At 51.1% G+C, this 19,371-nt stretch carries 17 protein-coding genes; 7 read left to right on the forward strand and 10 right to left on the reverse strand.

Translation table 11 applies throughout. From position 1 onward, the window contains the following. The first annotated feature begins 211 nt into the window (after nucleotides 1-211). Entirely contained in the window at nucleotides 212-469 is a 258-nt protein-coding gene (gene bhsA / locus K0778_RS00340; RefSeq protein WP_000800153.1) for a multiple stress resistance protein BhsA, read from the forward strand. Nucleotides 470-551: 82 nt separating this feature from the next. Here bhsA and ldtC read toward each other — a convergent pair whose 3' ends face one another. The 3 genes from ldtC to K0778_RS00355 form a co-directional block, all read right to left on the reverse strand. Continuing rightward, a complete protein-coding gene (gene ldtC / locus K0778_RS00345) occupies nucleotides 552-1,514 on the reverse strand; it encodes a L,D-transpeptidase LdtC (protein ID WP_001300895.1) in 963 nt (320 codons plus the stop codon). Between the two features lie 143 nt (nucleotides 1,515-1,657). Further along, complete coding sequence (gene mfd / locus K0778_RS00350) at nucleotides 1,658-5,104, reverse strand: transcription-repair coupling factor (protein WP_063084657.1); 3,447 nt, start codon at nucleotides 5,102-5,104, stop codon at nucleotides 1,658-1,660. Nucleotides 5,105-5,231: 127 nt separating this feature from the next. After that, nucleotides 5,232-6,278, reverse strand: coding sequence for an acyltransferase family protein (locus tag K0778_RS00355; protein ID WP_000810270.1), 1,047 nt, complete (start codon nucleotides 6,276-6,278; stop codon nucleotides 5,232-5,234). Nucleotides 6,279-6,539: 261 nt separating this feature from the next. Between K0778_RS00355 and lolC the strand changes: the two genes are divergently transcribed. The 5 genes from lolC to cobB are packed head-to-tail and all read left to right on the forward strand — an operon-like array spanning nucleotide 6,540 to nucleotide 11,472. Further along, nucleotides 6,540-7,739, forward strand: a complete 1,200-nt coding sequence (gene lolC, locus K0778_RS00360) for a lipoprotein-releasing ABC transporter permease subunit LolC (protein WP_063084656.1) — start codon at nucleotides 6,540-6,542, stop codon at nucleotides 7,737-7,739. Then, the gene (lolD, locus tag K0778_RS00365; RefSeq protein ID WP_001033694.1) at nucleotides 7,732-8,433 is read left to right on the forward strand and encodes a lipoprotein-releasing ABC transporter ATP-binding protein LolD; all 702 of its coding nucleotides are present in this window, start codon (nucleotides 7,732-7,734) and stop codon (nucleotides 8,431-8,433) included. The genes lolC and lolD overlap by 8 nt, the downstream gene beginning before the upstream one ends. Continuing rightward, nucleotides 8,433-9,677: a lipoprotein-releasing ABC transporter permease subunit LolE gene (gene lolE / locus K0778_RS00370; RefSeq protein ID WP_001251348.1), complete on the forward strand. Its 1,245-nt coding sequence runs from the start codon at nucleotides 8,433-8,435 to the stop codon at nucleotides 9,675-9,677. Before lolD ends, lolE begins: the two co-directional genes overlap by 1 nt. Before the next feature lie 28 nt (nucleotides 9,678-9,705). Then, on the forward strand, nucleotides 9,706-10,617 hold the full coding sequence (gene nagK / locus K0778_RS00375) for an N-acetylglucosamine kinase (protein WP_000291267.1): 912 nt from the start codon (nucleotides 9,706-9,708) through the stop codon (nucleotides 10,615-10,617). A gap of 15 nt (nucleotides 10,618-10,632) precedes the next feature. Then, nucleotides 10,633-11,472 (forward strand): Sir2 family NAD+-dependent deacetylase, encoded by an 840-nt coding sequence (gene cobB / locus K0778_RS00380; protein WP_000952737.1) that lies wholly within the window; start codon nucleotides 10,633-10,635, stop codon nucleotides 11,470-11,472. Between the two features lie 119 nt (nucleotides 11,473-11,591). On the opposite strand, the gene K0778_RS00385 is transcribed toward cobB, so the two are convergent. The 6 genes from K0778_RS00385 to potA are packed head-to-tail and all read right to left on the reverse strand — an operon-like array spanning nucleotide 11,592 to nucleotide 16,707. Next, nucleotides 11,592-12,380, reverse strand: coding sequence for a YgcG family protein (locus tag K0778_RS00385; RefSeq protein WP_000713462.1), 789 nt, complete (start codon nucleotides 12,378-12,380; stop codon nucleotides 11,592-11,594). After that, a complete protein-coding gene (locus K0778_RS00390) occupies nucleotides 12,377-12,838 on the reverse strand; it encodes a DUF3592 domain-containing protein (RefSeq protein ID WP_000076376.1) in 462 nt (153 codons plus the stop codon). Before K0778_RS00390 ends, K0778_RS00385 begins: the two co-directional genes overlap by 4 nt. Before the next feature lie 57 nt (nucleotides 12,839-12,895). Continuing rightward, nucleotides 12,896-13,942, reverse strand: a complete 1,047-nt coding sequence (potD, locus tag K0778_RS00395; RefSeq protein ID WP_000759317.1) for a spermidine/putrescine ABC transporter substrate-binding protein PotD — start codon at nucleotides 13,940-13,942, stop codon at nucleotides 12,896-12,898. After that, the gene (gene potC / locus K0778_RS00400) at nucleotides 13,939-14,733 is read right to left on the reverse strand and encodes a spermidine/putrescine ABC transporter permease PotC (RefSeq protein WP_000580316.1); all 795 of its coding nucleotides are present in this window, start codon (nucleotides 14,731-14,733) and stop codon (nucleotides 13,939-13,941) included. Before potC ends, potD begins: the two co-directional genes overlap by 4 nt. Next, nucleotides 14,730-15,587, reverse strand: coding sequence for a spermidine/putrescine ABC transporter permease PotB (gene potB, locus K0778_RS00405; protein WP_063084655.1), 858 nt, complete (start codon nucleotides 15,585-15,587; stop codon nucleotides 14,730-14,732). Before potB ends, potC begins: the two co-directional genes overlap by 4 nt. Continuing rightward, nucleotides 15,571-16,707: a spermidine/putrescine ABC transporter ATP-binding protein PotA gene (gene potA / locus K0778_RS00410; RefSeq protein ID WP_000531601.1), complete on the reverse strand. Its 1,137-nt coding sequence runs from the start codon at nucleotides 16,705-16,707 to the stop codon at nucleotides 15,571-15,573. Before potA ends, potB begins: the two co-directional genes overlap by 17 nt. A 249-nt stretch (nucleotides 16,708-16,956) precedes the next feature. On the opposite strand from potA, the gene pepT reads away from it, so the two are divergent. Next, the gene (gene pepT, locus K0778_RS00415; RefSeq protein WP_153449051.1) at nucleotides 16,957-18,183 is read left to right on the forward strand and encodes a peptidase T; all 1,227 of its coding nucleotides are present in this window, start codon (nucleotides 16,957-16,959) and stop codon (nucleotides 18,181-18,183) included. Between the two features lie 48 nt (nucleotides 18,184-18,231). Here the strand turns inward: pepT and roxA are convergent, their stop codons facing one another. Next, nucleotides 18,232-19,353, reverse strand: coding sequence for a [50S ribosomal protein L16]-arginine 3-hydroxylase (roxA, locus tag K0778_RS00420; RefSeq protein ID WP_001295435.1), 1,122 nt, complete (start codon nucleotides 19,351-19,353; stop codon nucleotides 18,232-18,234). Nucleotides 19,354-19,371: the final 18 nt, after the last annotated feature.

The following is a 19,371-nucleotide window of genomic DNA, read 5'->3' on the forward strand; positions in this document are numbered from 1 at the left end:
AAGGTTATTATAAAAATAATCACCTCCGTTCACCAGTCCAGATTCCATAAAAATAATTGCTTTCTATTTAACTGAAATTTAAAGATTTTTAAATTAATTAATGATTGTTATAAAAAAATATCTTGTATGTGATCCAGATCACATCTATCATTTAGTTATCGATCGTTAAGTAATTGCTTGCGACGTCATTCATCTGCATAAGGCCACTATTATGAAAAACGTAAAAACCCTCATCGCTGCGGCGATTTTAAGCTCCATGTCATTTGCCAGCTTTGCGGCTGTCGAAGTTCAGTCAACGCCAGAAGGCCAACAAAAAGTCGGTACAATCAGTGCTAACGCGGGGACAAATCTGGGATCGCTGGAAGAGCAGCTGGCGCAAAAAGCGGATGAGATGGGCGCAAAATCTTTCCGTATTACTTCTGTAACCGGTCCGAATACCCTCCATGGAACAGCAGTAATTTATAAATAAGCATTAACCCTCATTAATGCCTGCTACTGCTGATTTTTTCCCCGCGACATGCCGTGTCGCGGGGATTTTTTTTATCCAGGATTTACAGAGTTTGTGGGCTCACTTGATGACGGCGGACATCCACCGGCATCCCGGAACGGACATCCATCACATGTTGCATCACTTCAGCGTCAGTTTGTGCTGCATCTTTAAATGATTGCATTGCGCTATTCAGCGTAATTGGCAGCAGCTGCGGATCGTCATCAATCTTCTCTGACAGCGGCTGATGTACTTCAACCAGACGCGCACCGTTTGGTTCGGCAGAGACTTTTATCGGAGTGTTGATGATATTCACTTTGGTGCCTGGGGTGACCTGGCTAAAGAGTGTTTTGATATCGTCATCCCGCAGACGAATACAGCCAGAACTTACCCGCATGCCAATGCCAAAATCGGCGTTCGTACCATGAAGCAAATAAACGCCGCCATAGGCCGCCAGACGAATCGCATGATGGCCCATTGGGTTATCCGGTCCAGCCGGCACTACCGCAGGCAACTCAATTCCCTGTGCTTTATAACGGGCGCGGATGTTTGCCGTTGGCGTCCAGGTTGGGTTTGCACGTTTGTCTGAAACGGTGGTCACCATTGTCGGTGTCAGCGTGTCACCACCTAACTGACCAATACCTATTGGATACACGGTTACCGAATTTTTACCCGGCGGGTAGTAATAGAGACGCAGCTCCGCAATGTTGATCACAATGCCTTCGCGCGGCGCGTCTGGAAGTAGGGTTTGCAACGGGATCGTTAACACGCTGCCCGCGCGCGGTACGTAAGGATCAACGCCGGGGTTAGCCTGTAACAGAGCGAGAAAGCCGACGTTATATTTTTTGGCGATGGCTTCCAGAGAACCACCGTCATTTTCCACCACATGAAATTTGTTTTCGCCAACCAGACGACTGCCCGCTGGCGGCAGCGGCCAGGTGTTGGCTTTTGCCGGTAGCGCCAGCGCCACGGCAGCGGCGAACGTAAAAAACGTTAGCCAGCGAGAAAAACGCGTTTTGATCATCACCAAAAATCCATAATAAATATAAGGTTATTGTAATAAACAGATAAGCCTGAATTATGGATGGTGACAGTGTCGGATAGTGCAGGGAAGTGCAAAGAATTTGTAAATGTTGCAGATGGGGGCGCAGAAACGCCCCCGATTTACCATTAAGCGATCGCGTTCTCTTCCAGTTCACGCATAAACTGGCGTACCCATTCGATACGCGTTTTCCGCTCACTCAAATCCTGAATAAATTTCAGGCGCGTCGGACCATCAAGGCGGTAATGCTGCGGCTGTTTTTGCAGCAAACCAATCAACCAGGCCGGATTAACGTGATTCTTCTCGGCAAATTCGATCACCCCGCCTTTCTCATTACCTTCCAGCTTCCTGATCCCCAGTTTCTGCGCTTGCTGGCGCAGACGGGCAATATCCAGCAGGGTACGCGCCGGATCCGGCAGCAGGCCGAAGCGATCGATAAGCTCGACTTTGATCTCTTCCAGTTCGTTTTCCGTTTTGGCGCTGGCAATACGTTTGTAGAACGACAGACGCGTGTTCACGTCAGGGATGAAATCATCTGGCAATAGCGACGGCATCCGCAGCTCGACTTCTGTTTGCTGGCTGGTGAGATCTTCCAGCGACGGCTCGCGTCCGGCTTTCAGTGCATCGACGGCGTTTTCCAGCAACTCCATATACAGCGAGAAACCGATGGTTTCCATTGAGCCGCTTTGTTCTTCGCCAAGCAGTTCACCCGCGCCGCGAATCTCCAGATCGTGCGTTGCCAGCGCAAAACCTGCCCCGAGATCTTCCAGCGAGGCAATTGCTTCAAGACGTTTTTGTGCATCGGTAGTCATCGCTTTTGGATGCGGTGTCAGCAACCATGCATATGCCTGATGATGCGAACGTCCGACGCGACCGCGTAACTGGTGCAGCTGCGCCAGACCGAAGTGATCCGCGCGTTCAATGATAATAGTGTTGGCTGTCGGGATGTCGATCCCGGTTTCGATAATGGTTGTACAAACCAGCACGTTGAAACGTTGATGATGGAAATCATTCATCACCCGTTCCAGTTCGCGCTCGCGCATCTGCCCGTGACCGATGGCGATCCGCGCTTCTGGCACCAGTTCTGCCAGCCGTTCGGCGGCTTTCTGAATGTTTTCCACATCATTGTAGAGATAATAAACCTGTCCTCCGCGCAAAATTTCACGCAGGATCGCCTCCCGGACCACCATGCTGTCATACTCACGGACAAAGGTTTTAACTGCCAGACGACGGGCGGGCGGCGTGGCGATAATCGACAGGTCACGCATTCCGCTCATTGCCATATTCAGCGTACGTGGGATCGGCGTTGCAGTAAGCGTCAGAATATCCACGTTCGCGCGCATCGCTTTAATGCGCTCTTTATGACGCACCCCGAAGCGGTGTTCTTCATCGACAATCAGCAGGCCTAAATCTTTAAACTTGACGTCACTTTGCAGCAGTTTGTGCGTACCGATCAGAATATCGATTTTCCCTTCCGCCACTTCCGCAAGGATTTGCGTCTGCTCTTTGGCGCTGCGGAAACGGGAGATCATTTCGATACGTACCGGCCAGTTGGCGAAACGGTCGCGGAAGTTGTCGTAATGCTGCTGCGCGAGAAGGGTGGTAGGCACCAGCACCGCCACCTGCTTGTGGTTATCTACTGCCAGGAAAGCTGCGCGCATCGCCACTTCTGTTTTACCAAAGCCAACATCGCCGCACACCAGACGATCCATTGCCAGCGGCTGACACATGTCGCTAAGTACCGCATTAATGGCCTGCGCCTGATCCGGCGTGGTTTCAAACGGGAAGCTGTCGCAGAACAACTGATACTGCTCACGATCGTGTTTAAACGCGAAGCCCTCTTTGGCGGCGCGTTGCGCGTAGATATCCAGCAATTCCGCCGCCACATCACGCACTTTTTCCGCCGCTTTCTGCCGCGCGCGTGACCACGCATCGCCGCCAAGTTTATGCAGCGGGGCGTTTTCTTCCGCGCCACCTGCGTAACGGCTAATCAGATGCAGTGACGACACCGGAACATACAGTTTGGCGTCGTTGGCATAGGTGAGCATCAGATACTCGCCAGTAATGCCACCCGCTTCCAGCGTGGTCATTCCGGCATAACGACCGACGCCGTGCTCCAGATGGACCACCGGCTGACCAATATGCAGTTCCGCAAGGTTACGGATCAGTGTATCGGGGTTGATGGTGCGGCGAGAATCCTGACGACGACGGGCAACGCGTTCACCGAGCAGATCGCTTTCGCAAATCAGCGCCAGATTACGCACCGTATCGACAAAACCATGTTCGGCAGCGCCAATCATCAGATAACGCCCACGGTCGCTGGCTTCATCAAGACGCATAATGCGTTGCGGAGCAATTTTAATTCGTGCGAGCAGTTCACCCAGCGCTTCACGGCGACCTTCACTTTCTACCGAGAACACCACCGGACCGTCGAAAGTCTCGAGGAACTTACGCAGCGCATCCAGCGGCGCTTTTTGTTGTGCCTGAACGGCCAGGTCTGGCAGTTTCTGGAAACCTAAATTGGCATTCGCGGCTTTTGTCGGTAAATGTTCAGTTTTTAGCTGCACCCGGGGCCAGTTTTTCAGCTCTGAGAAGAGCTCGTCCACCCGCAGCCAGAGCGATTGTGGTGGCAACAGCGGGCGCATCGGATCGACGCCGCGATTCTCAAAACGCGCCAGCGTGTCAGCCTGGAAACGTTCGGCACTGGTTTCCAGATCGCCAGTATTCACGAGCAAGGTATTGGCAGGGAAATAACTGAACAGCGGCGGCAGTGGTTCGCTGAAGAACAATGGCTGCCAGTACTCGATCCCGGCAGGTAATGTGCCTTTACTCACTTGCTGGTAAATATGTTCTGGATCGCGCTTCACTTCGAAGGTATCGCGCCACTGGCTGCGGAACAGTTCAATTGCCGCTTTATCGGTCGGAAATTCGTGCGCGGGCAGCAGATTGCTCGCTTCTACTTCCTCCAGCGTGCGCTGGCTGTCGACGTCAAACACCCGCAGGCTGTCGATTTCATCATCAAAGAAATCAAGACGATAAGGCAGCTCACTCCCCATCGGGAAGAGATCCAGCAACGCGCCGCGCGTGGCGTATTCGCCGTGCTCCATCACCTGGTCAACATGGCGATAACCGGCGCTGTCCAGTTGGGTTCGTAATGCATCTCGTGACAGGCGCTGACCTTTTTTCATCACCAGCGCATGACCGTGGAGAAAACTGTGTGGGCAAACGCGCTGCATAAGCGTATTCACCGGAACAATCAGTACGCCACGCTGCATCGTCGGTAGCTGGTAAAGGGTGGAAAGGCGCGAGGAGATAATGTCCTGATGAGGCGAAAAACTGTCGTAGGGAAGAGTTTCCCAGTCCGCCAGATTCATCACCATTTGATCGGTAAACTGGCTGATTTCATCATGCAAACGCAGAGCATTTTGCATATCTGGTGCAATGAGTACCACCGGACCGGCGTGACGTTCGGCAATTTCCGCTACCAGCGTTGCACAGGCTGCGCCGGTTAACTCGCCCAGCAGACGCTGCTCACCCGCTTTGACGGGCAGCGTATAACGATATTGTTCAGGCATAACGGTTGTCAGATTCTCGTTAGGATATGCCTCAACATATGGGGGCATATCTCTGATAAGCAATGCTGTTCATTATCCGTAATCGACATGGTTTAGCAAATTGAATCGCCCCGGCTGGGGCGATGGCTTAGCGGGAGTAACTGACGGCAGCGGGCAGTGAAGGCGGGGAGAACAACAGATCGCTGAATGCACGCTGTGAAAGTTTTCTTACCAGCAAGCCCGCAACAGTACAGATGAACAAACTGACAAAGGGATAAACCAGCAGGAGTGTCAGTTCGACTTGCGGCGACCAGCGTGCTGCGTTCATTTGCGCAAGCAGAGTTAAGCTGAATATTTCAACCAGAATGCGATGGGTGGTGTAGATAGCAATGGTGTTGGAGCCAATCACATTCAGCAGGCTGGTGGAGCGCATACCGAATCGTTGCTCGTATTGATAAAACAGCTTCATGATCACCACAATCGATACCAGCGACAACAGCAGCGAGATAGTAAACAACCAGGCACCGACCGCCAGAACGGTAAGCAAAGAAGCCATCAGCAGATGGCGGCGCAACGGCACCTCTTTAACACAGGTCATTATTGTTGCGCCAAACCATGCGCCAAGGCTGTAATAAGGCAAATTGCGGATCACACTGTTCATTCCCCACCACGGCGTGGGAACGAAATTAACCGCCACACTCAGCAGTACAAACAAGGCGAATAGTGGCAGCGCCAGACGGCTAAAAATTTTACATACCACGAAATAGACAATTAACGCATACAGATACCACAAGCTGGTGCTGGCGGTGATCATCCCGTGCAGGAACTCACCGGTGGAATCGGCATAAGCGGCATTGGAGGCATTGCTTAAATCGCGCTCAGGTGCCAGCCACTGCACCACGCCCCAAAGCGCCAGCACCCAGAAGATGTTCCAGATCCGTTTATCGAGACAATTTCCCCACGGTACGCTGTCGATATAGCGGCGAATCAAATAGCCGGATATAAAGAAAAAAACCGGCATACGAAAGGGGGCAAGGTAAAGATTGAAATAGATCCAGCATTTGCTCAGGACTTCCGATAACGGATGCTGAAAAGTGGTCAGATGCGGATAAAAGGTAATGACCGAGTGATAAATCACCACCAGACAAATACATAACCCTTTGATCTGGTTAATCCATAGCTCTTTTTGTTTCATCAGGACAACACGCTCTTTTTTAATTTACATGCGGTTGATCCTGCGGGTTATGACCCGAGGTGTAATGGGTATCTGTCTGTATTGGATGATTTTTCAGATTAAGATCAGGCGGCAAGATTGATGATAAAACATGGCAATTTAGCCGATTGATTTACGGGGGCTTTTCAGATTAGCCCTGACGATCACTTACAGTTCAGACGTTTACCCATCTTGCTTTCGCTTATATACTCGTGTCTTTGCTACAGCAACCAGACGGATTTCATGTACCAACCTGTCGCTCTATTTATTGGCCTGCGTTACATGCGTGGGCGTGCAGCGGATCGCTTCGGTCGTTTCGTCTCCTGGCTTTCTACCATCGGCATTACCCTCGGGGTGATGGCGCTGGTCACAGTATTGTCAGTGATGAACGGCTTTGAGCGCGAGCTGCAAAACAACATCCTTGGCCTGATGCCACAGGCAATTCTCTCTTCTGAGCATGGCTCTCTTAACCCGCAGCAACTCCCAGAAACGGCAGTCAAACTGGACGGCGTTAATCGCGTCGCACCTATTACTACCGGTGATGTGGTACTGCAAAGCGCGCGCAGCGTGGCGGTCGGGGTGATGCTCGGTATCGACCCGGCGCAAAAAGATCCACTTACACCGTATCTGGTCAATGTGAAACAAACTGACCTCGAGCCGGGGAAATATAATGTCATCCTCGGCGAACAACTTGCCTCACAGCTAGGCGTTAATCGCGGTGATCAAATCCGCGTGATGGTACCATCTGCCAGCCAGTTCACGCCGATGGGGCGTATTCCAAGCCAGCGCCTGTTCAATGTGATTGGCACTTTCGCCGCCAACAGTGAAGTCGATGGCTATGAAATGCTGGTGAATATTGAGGATGCCTCGCGTCTGATGCGTTATCCGGCAGGCAATATTACCGGCTGGCGTTTGTGGCTGGATGAGCCGCTGAAAGTCGACTCATTAAGTCAGCAAAAACTGCCTGAAGGCAGCAAATGGCAGGACTGGCGTGATCGTAAAGGCGAGTTGTTCCAGGCCGTACGCATGGAAAAAAATATGATGGGTTTACTGCTGAGCCTGATTGTCGCCGTTGCGGCGTTTAACATTATTACCTCACTAGGGCTGATGGTAATGGAGAAGCAGGGCGAAGTAGCGATCCTGCAAACGCAAGGCTTAACTCCGCGACAAATCATGATGGTCTTTATGGTGCAAGGGGCCAGCGCCGGGATTATCGGTGCGATCCTCGGAGCGGCGCTTGGCGCCCTGCTTGCCAGCCAGTTAAATAATCTGATGCCGATAATCGACGTCCTGCTTGATGGCGCGGCGCTGCCGGTGGCTATCGAACCTTTACAGGTCATTGTTATTGCGCTGGTGGCGATGGCTATCGCGCTGCTGTCTACGCTTTACCCTTCATGGCGCGCTGCCGCCACTCAACCCGCTGAGGCTTTACGTTATGAATAAGATCCTGTTGCAATGCGACAACCTGTGCAAACGCTATCAGGAAGGCAGTGTGCAAACCGATGTGCTGCACAATGTCAGTTTCAGCGTCGGCGAAGGTGAAATGATGGCGATCGTCGGTAGCTCTGGTTCCGGTAAAAGTACCTTGCTGCACCTGCTGGGCGGGCTGGATACGCCAACCTCCGGCGATGTGATTTTTAATGGTCAGCCAATGAGCAAACTGTCGTCGGCAGCGAAAGCTGAACTGCGCAACCAGAAGCTGGGCTTTATTTATCAGTTTCACCACCTGCTGCCGGATTTTACCGCCCTGGAAAACGTGGCTATGCCGCTGCTGATTGGCAAGAAAAAGCCCGCTGAAATCAACAGCCGTGCACTTGAGATGTTAAAAGCGGTGGGGCTGGATCATCGTGCGAATCACCGCCCATCTGAACTTTCTGGCGGCGAACGCCAGCGTGTGGCGATTGCCCGTGCGCTGGTGAATAACCCGCGCCTGGTACTGGCGGATGAACCTACCGGTAACCTCGATGCGCGTAACGCCGACAGCATCTTCCAGTTGCTTGGGGAATTGAATCGCTTGCAGGGCACCGCCTTCCTGGTGGTTACTCACGACCTGCAACTGGCGAAACGTATGAGCCGCCAGTTAGAAATGCGTGATGGTCGTCTGACGGCGGAACTGAGCCTGATGGGGGCGGAGTAATGGCGATGCCTTTATCGTTATTAATTGGCCTGCGTTTTAGTCGCGGACGGCGGCGCGGCGGCATGGTGTCGCTGATCTCCGTTATTTCTACCATTGGCATTGCCCTCGGCGTGGCGGTATTGATCGTCGGCTTAAGCGCGATGAACGGCTTTGAACGCGAACTGAACAACCGTATTCTGGCGGTGGTGCCGCATGGTGAAATCGAGGCGGTGGATCAGCCGTGGACTAACTGGCAGGAAGCACTGGATCACGTGCAAAAAGTGCCGGGTATTGCCGCTGCCGCGCCGTATATCAATTTCACCGGGCTGGTGGAAAGTGGCGCGAATCTTCGCGCAATCCAGGTGAAGGGCGTTAACCCGCAACAGGAACAGCGTCTGAGCGCATTACCCTCGTTTGTCCAGGGCGATGCGTGGCGCAATTTTAAAGCGGGCGAACAGCAAATTATCATCGGCAAAGGCGTGGCGGATGCGCTGAAAGTGAAGCAGGGGGATTGGGTGTCGATTATGATCCCCAACTCGAATCCCGAGCATAAACTGATGCAGCCAAAACGTGTGCGTTTGCACGTTGCCGGTATTTTGCAGTTGAGTGGTCAACTCGATCACAGTTTTGCCATGATCCCGCTGGCGGATGCCCAACAATATCTTGATATGGGTTCCAGCGTGTCAGGTATTGCCCTTAAAATGACGGATGTTTTCAACGCCAATAAGCTGGTACGCGATGCGGGTGAAGTGACCAACAGCTATGTTTATATTAAAAGCTGGATTGGTACTTACGGCTATATGTATCGCGATATCCAAATGATCCGCGCCATTATGTATCTGGCGATGGTACTGGTGATTGGCGTGGCCTGTTTCAACATCGTCTCCACCTTAGTGATGGCGGTGAAAGACAAGAGTGGCGATATCGCAGTATTAAGAACGCTGGGGGCGAAAGATGGTTTAATTCGCGCCATCTTTGTCTGGTATGGATTGCTGGCAGGGCTGTTCGGCAGCCTGTGTGGTGTGATTATCGGCGTAGTGGTTTCACTGCAACTTACCCCGATTATTGAGTGGATTGAAAAGTTGATCGGTCATCAGTTCCTCTCCAGCGATATCTATTTTATTGATTTCCTGCCATCGGAATTGCACTGGCTGGACGTCTTCTACGTACTGGTCACAGCATTGTTGCTGAGTCTTTTGGCAAGTTGGTATCCGGCGCGGCGCGCCAGTAATATTGACCCTGCGCGAGTCCTTAGCGGCCAGTAAAGGCAGTACATTAAAACAAGGAGCGGCAATGTATTACGGGTTTGATATTGGTGGAACAAAAATTGCGCTTGGCGTGTTTGATAGCGGTCGGCAGTTGCAGTGGGAAAAGCGGGTGCCGACACCGCGTGACAGCTATGACGCATTTTTAGATGCAGTGTGTGAGCTGGTAGCTGAAGCTGACCAACGTTTTGGCTGTAAAGGTTCTGTCGGCATCGGTATTCCGGGAATGCCGGAAACAGAAGATGGTACGCTGTATGCCGCCAATGTCCCCGCTGCCAGCGGTAAACCGCTGCGTGCCGACCTGAGCGCACGTCTTGATCGCGATGTACGCCTTGATAACGATGCCAACTGTTTTGCCCTTTCAGAAGCCTGGGATGATGAATTTACTCAATATCCACTGGTGATGGGGTTGATTCTCGGCACCGGCGTTGGCGGCGGGCTGATTTTCAACGGCAAACCGATTACCGGTAAAAGCTACATTACCGGCGAGTTTGGCCATATGCGTCTGCCGGTTGATGCGTTAACCATGATGGGGTTAGATTTCCCGTTACGCCGCTGCGGCTGTGGTCAGCATGGCTGCATTGAAAATTATCTGTCTGGTCGCGGTTTTGCGTGGCTGTATCAACACTATTATCATCAACCGTTGCAGGCTCCCGAAATTATTGCGCTTTATGATCAAGGCGATGAGCAGGCAAGGGCGCACGTTGAGCGTTATCTGGATTTATTAGCGGTTTGTCTGGGAAATATCCTGACCATTGTTGACCCTGACCTGGTCATCATTGGTGGTGGCTTATCGAATTTCCCGGCAATCACAGCGCAACTGGCGGACAGGCTGCCTCGTCATCTCTTACCTGTAGCTCGTGTTCCGCGCATTGAACGCGCGCGCCACGGTGATGCGGGAGGAATGCGTGGTGCGGCCTTCCTACATCTAACCGATTAAACAACAGAGGTTGCTATGCTGTCGCGTCGGGGTCATCGGTTAAGTCGTTTTCGTAAAAATAAACGCCGCCTGCGCGAGCGTTTGCGTCAGCGTATTTTTTTCAGAGATAAAGTGGTGCCGGAAGCAATGGAAAAACCAAGAGTACTCGTACTGACAGGGGCAGGAATTTCTGCGGAATCAGGTATTCGTACCTTTCGCGCCGCAGATGGCCTGTGGGAAGAACATCGGGTTGAAGATGTGGCAACGCCGGAAGGTTTCGATCGCGATCCTGAACTGGTGCAAGCGTTTTATAACGCCCGTCGTCGACAGCTGCAGCAGCCAGAAATTCAGCCTAACGCCGCGCATCTTGCGCTGGCTAAACTGCAAGACGCCCTCGGCGATCGCTTTTTGCTGGTGACGCAGAATATCGACAACCTGCATGAACGCGCAGGTAATACCAATGTGATTCATATGCATGGGGAACTGCTGAAAGTTCGTTGTTCACAAAGTGGTCAGGTTCTCGACTGGACAGGAGACGTTACCCCAGAAGATAAATGCCATTGTTGCCAGTTTCCGGCACCCTTGCGCCCGCACGTAGTGTGGTTTGGCGAAATGCCACTCGGCATGGATGAAATTTATATGGCGTTGTCGATGGCCGATATTTTCATTGCCATTGGCACATCCGGGCATGTTTATCCGGCGGCTGGGTTTGTTCACGAAGCGAAACTGCATGGCGCGCACACCGTGGAACTGAATCTTGAACCGAGTCAGGTTGGTAATGAATTTGCCGAGAAATATTACGGCCCGGCAAGCCAGGTGGTGCCTGAGTTTGTTGAAAAGTTGCTGAAGGGATTAAAAGCGGGAAGCATTGCCTGATGCACTACGCTTATCAGGCCTGCAAGGGGACGCAATTAATTGAATTTGCGGGTTTTGTGGGCCGGATAAGGCGTTCGCGCCCCATCCGGCATAATACACGCGCACTTTTCCGGCCTCTTTTATCGTTTACTCGTCAATAACAATGCGGCAATAAACGTACAGACACCAATTAGCCCTGCCCAGAGTGGCGATATTCTGGTAATCGCAAAGCTATTATCGATATACAAACATAAAGCCTGATAACCCATATTGGCAATAGTCATCGCCACTGCAAATTTTAACGCATAAATAAAACGAGTCGTGTAGTAAAAGATCCTGGAAAATAAGATAAACGTCGCAGCCCAGGCGATAAAACCTAATGTGTTGGTGCTGCCGGGGGGAGCATTTTCATGCTGTTGTCCTGGATGCGGATAATACGTTAGTGGCGGCGTCGATTGTTTTAATATCTGTGCTTGTAGAACAGCCAATGCATTATTGATTCCCTGATACCAGAGATCTGCATTTAAATAAGCCAGCGTGTGATTTTCTATCAGAAGGCCGAGATGTTTATCGTCCAGACCACTTTCAACCTGGCCGTTGGTGATCATAATTAACCGTGGTTCGCGGGTAGTAAATAGTAACAGAACACTTCCTTTTACATCACTCAATGAAGATGACGCATGCGCCAGCATCGCTTTACCATTTTGTCTGAGACTGGCTTCATTATTAATGTCGGGTAAAACCACAATAAACGGTGCAATTCCCGTTTGTTGGCGAAAAAGCTCGGCTTTATGCGCGATCTCTTCAGCATCTGGTACAGTACCGGTAACGTCCGTAAAAAGTGTCTTCATTATTGGAATTAATGGCTTGCTGGCTGCTGTCAGAGGCAGGAGTATCAGTAAACTGAGCAGTATAATGAATTTTTTCATGGGCGGGACTTCCGTTTCCTGCGTGATTTTTTAGAGGAGGGCATACTTATTAATAAACCGACGGCGATAAAAATAACGCCCATAATGCCGATAAACCCCCATTTAAAAAAATTAACCCACGGGTTATTTATCTCAGCCTTTTCAGGATGCCCGGGAGAATAATAAACATTAACTTTATCGCCTTCGCTGTCTTCATAAAAATCGCTGCCGATACTCGAATTGAAAATTAGCGTGTAATCTGGCGTCGGTCGAAAGGCAACGACGGGATACCACGAACCATCTTTACCCGTGCGATGAGAATGACTGGAGTGCCAGACGGTATCAACAATGACGCCTTCGGTATGAATCGCGTCTTTGCTATAGGTGAACTGGTTATAAAAGACAACAACAGAAATGAGGATCAGTACCAGACCGATACCGAGGAATATACGAAAGAAAACTTTACTGTCCTGACTCATTAGCCACATCCTTGCTAACTAAAAAACGGGCGGTAATACCACCGCCCGCTTGCTGAATTAACGTCCTGCTTTCAGCTTCTGATAATACTCTTCATAAATGCTGCTGGCTGCGCCAACGTCATTCTGCCATTCGCCATTTTTAATGGTTTCAGCATCCGGGTAGAGCGTTTTATCGTTCGCCACTTCCGGGCTTAACAGCTTACGCGCCGCAAGGTTTGGCGTTGGATAACCGATAGTTTCGGCAACCTGTTTTGCCACATCCGGGCGCAGCAGGAAGTTGATCAATTTCAGCGCGCCTTCTTTGTTTTTGGCATTTGCCGGGATCGCCAGGCTGTCCATCCAGAAAATGCCGCCTTCTTTCGGCCACACCACGTCAATTGGCGTACCCGCCTGGCGTGCAACGAAAGCAGAACCGTTCCAGATCATGCCGAGGTTAACTTCGCCTTCCATGTACGGGTTCGCCGGGTTATCGGAGTTAAAGGCTGCCACGTTTGGCATCAGTTTTTTCAGCTCGTTATATGCAGCTTCAATCTCTTTCGGATCGGTGGTGTTACCGGAGTAGCCCAGCTTACGCAGCGCCATCTGGAACACTTCACGGGCATCGTCGGTCAACAGCAGGCTGCCTTTGTACTCTGGCTTCCACAGATCGGCCCAGCTGGTGACAGATTTCGGATCCACCGCATCACCGTTAACACCAATCGCCGTCGCACCCCAGATATACGGAATGGAGTAGTCGTTATTCGGGTCAAAAGGCTTGTTGAGCATGTCTGGATCGAGATTGCTGAAGTTTGTTAACTTCGACTTGTCGATCTTCTGGATCATCCCTTCTTTACGCATTTTATCAACGTAATAGGTTGAAGGAACCACCAGATCATAGGCACCGTCTTTGTATGTTTTCAGCTTGGCGTACATGGTTTCGTTCGACTCGTAAGTCGAATAGATAACCTTAATACCGGTTTCTTTGGTGAACTGTTCAAGCAGTCCTGGCGGCACGTACTCGGTCCAGTTGTAGAAATACAGCGTGTTGTTGTCATCGGCGTGAGCGGCGCTCATGCCCAGTGCCAGAGCACCCGCCGCGAGCAGGTGGCGTGACCATTTTTTCATTTAACGTCCCCTGTGTTACCTTTCGTTTTATCACGAGCAATAAGCTGGCTGGCAATAACCATCACCAGCGACAGCACCAGTAATATGGTTGCCAGCGCGTTAACTTCCGGCGATACGCCGACTTTGACCATCGAATAAATTTTTAACGGCAGAATTTCATAACTTGGTCCGGTGACGAACGAAGAAACTACCACATCGTCCATCGACAGGGTAAAGCTTAACACCCAGCCCGCCGCCACCGCTGGCATTGCCAGTGGCAGAATGATTTTTCGCAGAATGGTAAATTCGCTGGCACCGAGATCTTTCGCCGCTTCCAGCATTCGCACGTCAAAACCTTTCAGGCGCGAATACACCGTCACCACCACAAATGGCAGGCAGAAGGTGATATGCGAGAACAGCAGCGACCAGAAGCCAAGCTGAATACCCAGCAGCATAAACAGCACCAGCAGCGAAATCGCCATCACGATATCTGGTGACATCATCACCACAAACAGCATTCCGCTAACGAACGGCTTACCACGAAAGCGATAACGGTACAGCGCAACTGCCGTCAGTGAACCGATAAGCGTAGCAAACGTCGCCGAAAACACCGCCATTGTTAGTGAATGCTGCGCTGCCTGTAACAGGCTGTCGTTGTTCATCAGCAGGCTATACCATTTGGTGGTAAAACCCTGCCAGTTGATGCCAAAGCGCGAGCTGTTAAAGGAGTTCACAATCAAAATAATGATTGGGATATACAGGTACGCGTAGATAGCGGTCATAAAACCGCCGCGAAGCAGTCGACCGATCATTCGAGTTCCACCTTCTTATTCAGCAAACGAGAAGCGCGCCAGTAAACCACCAACATCAGGCCCATTACGATAGTCAGCGTAATGCTGGTAGCTGCACCAAACGGCCAGTCACGAATATTAAGGAACTGGACCTTGATGACGTTACCGATCAGCAGGTTTTTCGCACCGCCCATCAGGTCGGATACATAGAACAGGCCCATCGCTGGCAGCATCACCAGCAGACATCCGGCAATAATTCCCGGCATCGTCAGTGGAATAATGATACGGATAAAAGTCTGTAACTTGCTGGCACCGAGATCGCGCGCCGCCTCAAGCAACGGCTTATCCAGTTTTTCGATACTGGAGTACAGCGGCATCACCATAAACGGTAGCAGAATGTAAACCAGACCGATAATCACCGCACTGGGCGTGAACATGATACGAATTGGTGTGTCGATAACGCCCAGCCAGAGCAAAAACTCGTTGAGATAGCCTTTGGTGCTGAGGAAAATTTTCAGCCCGTAGATGCGAATCAGTGAGTTGGTCCAGAAGGGAACAATCAGCAGAAACAGCAGCAGCGGACGCACCTTGTGTGGTAGCTTCGCCAGAAACCAGGCAAACGGGTAGCCCAGCACCAGGCAGGCGAGGGTGGCGATCAGCGCCATATTCAGCGAGTGCAATAGCACTTCAAAATAGAGCGGATCGAGCAGACGCGTGTAGTTATCCAGCGTAAAGACCATTTTGACGAAACTGGCGTCGTCGCGGGTCAAAAAGCTGGTGCCAATGATCATCAGGTTGGGCAGAAAGACAAACAACACAAGCCAACCGACAATAGTGACAATCACTACATTCTGGAACTTACTTGTGTTCTTCATCAGCCAGTACGACCTCCCAGCTTTCTACCCAATTAATGGCCATTTTTTGGTCGAGAGAGTGGTCAAAGTCAGGGTCGTCTTCATTGAAGAATTCGCTGACCATCACCATCTTGCCATTTTCCAGTTCAACAACCGACTCCAGCGTCATGCCTTTGTAGTTACGCTCACGAACGTAACCAATCAGCCCTTCAGCGTGGTTGTCGTCGTTAATCTCTTCAACACGTAAGTCTTCCGGGCGCAGCAGAACATGCAGTTTTTGCCCCGGTTCAACGGCGAAGTTAACGTAGATATTACATTCGCGGCCTTCAACGTTGGCGCGTACGCGCTGCTCGTCTAGACGTTCGATGACAGTGGCGTTAAACATATTGATTTCGCCAATGAAGCCGGCAACAAACAGGTTTTTCGGCTCTTCGTAAATTTCGCGCGGTGTACCATCTTGCTCAATACGACCCTCGCGCATCACCACAATCCTGTCTGACATGGTGAGCGCTTCTTCCTGATCGTGAGTGACAAAGACGAAGGTAATACCAAGCTTACGCTGTAACGCTTTCAGCTCGTTCTGCATTTGCTTACGCAGTTTGTAATCCAGCGCTGAGAGCGACTCATCCAGCAACAACAGACGAGGCTTGTTAACCACCGCGCGAGCAATGGCGACGCGTTGCTGTTGACCACCAGAGAGCTGATGCGGTTTACGTTGAGCGAAGGTTTCCAGTTGCACCATCCGCAGGGCTTCCATCACGCGGGGCGTAATTTCAGCAGCGGGGGTTTTTTGCATGCGCAACCCAAAGGCCACATTTTCGAACACGGTCATGTGGGGGAAAAGTGCGTAGCTTTGGAAAACAGTGTTCACATAGCGGTTTTCCGCCGGAACGTGGGTGATGTCCTCGTTATCCAGCATGATGCGTCCGGAATCAACAGTTTCCAGACCTGCAATCAGGCGAAGAACGGTTGTTTTACCGCAGCCAGAAGGGCCAAGCAGCGTGAGGAACTCGCCATTGTTGATAGTCAGATCCAGCTGGGGAATGACCTCTTTACCATCAAAGCATTTGCGAATTCCCGCCAATTGCACCAGCGGTGAAAGCGAACTCGGTTGTTTATTCAATTTTTTACTCTGTCCCATGTAAACGCAACGGATGGCTTACCGATGCGGGGTTTGTGGTTAACCACCTTGGTGACTCTTAATGAGGGCGGTAATTCTACGGCAAACCGCTTGAATCGCCAATCTTTGTTGTGAATTACTGGCTTAGCTTTATATTCATTAAGGTAATGCTGATAAATATTCCCGCTTGCAGGGGTAAAAGTGACCTGACGCAATATTTGTCTTTTCTTGCTTCTTAATAATGTTGTCACAAAAAGTGAGGGTGACTACATGGATAAACTACTTGAGCGATTTTTGAACTACGTGTCTCTGGATACCCAATCAAAAGCAGGGGTGAGACAGGTTCCCAGCACGGAAGGCCAATGGAAGTTATTGCATCTGCTGAAAGAGCAGCTCGAAGAAATGGGGCTTATCAATGTGACCTTAAGTGAGAAGGGCACTTTGATGGCGACGTTACCGGCTAACGTCCCTGGCGATATCCCGGCGATTGGCTTTATTTCTCATGTGGATACCTCACCGGATTGCAGCGGCAAAAATGTTAATCCGCAAATTGTTGAAAACTATCGCGGTGGCGATATTGCGCTGGGTATCGGCGATGAAGTTTTATCACCGGTTATGTTCCCGGTGCTGCATCAGCTACTGGGTCAGACGTTGATTACCACCGATGGTAAAACCTTGTTAGGTGCCGATGACAAAGCCGGTATTGCAGAAATCATGACCGCGCTGGCGGTATTGCAACAGAAAAACATTCCGCATGGTGATATTCGCGTCGCCTTTACCCCGGATGAAGAAGTGGGCAAAGGGGCGAAACATTTTGATGTTGATGCCCTCGATGCCCGCTGGGCTTACACTGTTGACGGTGGTGGCGTAGGCGAACTGGAGTTTGAAAACTTCAACGCCGCATCGGTCAATATCAAAATTGTCGGTAACAATGTTCATCCGGGCACGGCGAAAGGAGTGATGGTAAATGCGCTGTCGCTGGCGGCACGTATTCATGCGGAAGTTCCGGCGGATGAAAGCCCGGAAATGACAGAAGGCTATGAAGGTTTCTATCACCTGGCGAGCATGAAAGGCACCGTTGACCGAGCCGATATGCACTACATCATCCGTGATTTCGACCGTAAACAGTTTGAAGCGCGTAAACGTAAAATGATGGAGATCGCCAAAAAAGTGGGCAAAGGGTTACATCCTGATTGCTACATTGAACTGGTGATTGAAGACAGTTACTACAATATGCGCGAGAAAGTGGTTGAGCATCCGCATATTCTCGATATCGCCCAGCAGGCGATGCGTGACTGCGATATTGAACCGGAACTGAAACCGATCCGCGGCGGTACCGACGGCGCGCAGTTGTCGTTTATGGGATTACCGTGCCCGAACCTGTTCACTGGCGGTTACAACTATCATGGTAAGCATGAGTTTGTGACTCTGGAAGGTATGGAAAAAGCGGTGCAGGTGATCGTCCGTATTGCCGAGTTAACGGCGCAACGGAAGTAAGCGAAAAGGGATGCGGCATGTGATGCCGCATCCGGCTTAAATCCAAACTTACCCTTCGAAGAACCAGTATCCGCTATTGACCAGCGCCGCGAGCATCGCGAGGAATGACGGATCTTCCAGCGCATCGCCAAAATTCTCCGCGGTCAGCGCAATGTTGCTGGCGAGTGCATCCAGTGCCGGACGGTGCGGGGAATCGATCTTCTCACCATTGGCATACACGTCGTCGCCAATGCGCAATACGCGCAGACCACCCAGGCGCACCAGCACATCACCTTGTTTCAGCGCATCGTAGATTTCATCTGGCTGATAAGGCGGTTCCGGCGGCGCGATATCCAGTTCATGACGTGACTGGGATATAAACTCGCCAAACCATTGCTTAAAGTGTTCCGGCTGGTTGATCAATTCGAGCATCATCTCACGCAGTTTATCCATTTCTTGCGGCAGAACGTCCGCAGGATGAGCGCGAGGTGGAACATCCGGATCGCTGTAGTAGTTGCCGCCCAGTTCACGTTGCAGCACATAATCGGCAAATCCGCTAATTAATTCCCGCGTATTTGGCGCGCGAAAACCCACGGAATAGTTCATCGCATTTTCCAGCGCGTAGCCTTCATGCGGGAATCCTGGCGGAATATAAAGAATATCGCCAGGCTCCAGCTCTTCATCGATGATGGCTTCGAACGGATCGACCTGTAACAGATCCGGGTGTGGGCAGTGCTGTTTCATTTGCAGCTTTTCGCCCACTCGCCAGCGACGACGTCCGGTACCCTGAATGATAAACACGTCGTACTGATCGAGATGCGGGCCGACGCCGCCGCCAGGTACAGAAAAAGAGATCATCAGATCATCAATACGCCAGTCCGGTAGTTCACGGAACGGTCGCATCAGCGCGGCGGTCGGCTCATGCCAGTGATTTACTGCTTGCACTAACAATGACCAGTTAGTTTCACCGAGATGATCGTAGCTTTCGAACGGACCGTGGCTGACCTGCCATTTGCCATCCTGGTGACTGACCAGTCGACTGTCGACTTCGCTTTCCATCGCCAGACCCGCCAACTCGTCTGGAGAGATCGGGTCAATAAAATTATTAAAGCCGCGTTTTAACACCACCGGGCGTTTCTGCCAGTGACGTTCAAGAAAATCGGGCCAGTTAAGAGTGAGTTGGTATTCCATGTTAAGCATCCACAGGCT

The sequence above is a fragment of the Escherichia sp. XD33 genome, from assembly GCF_019375075.1.
In the GTDB taxonomy this organism is placed as follows: domain Bacteria; phylum Pseudomonadota; class Gammaproteobacteria; order Enterobacterales; family Enterobacteriaceae; genus Enterobacter; species Enterobacter flexneri_A.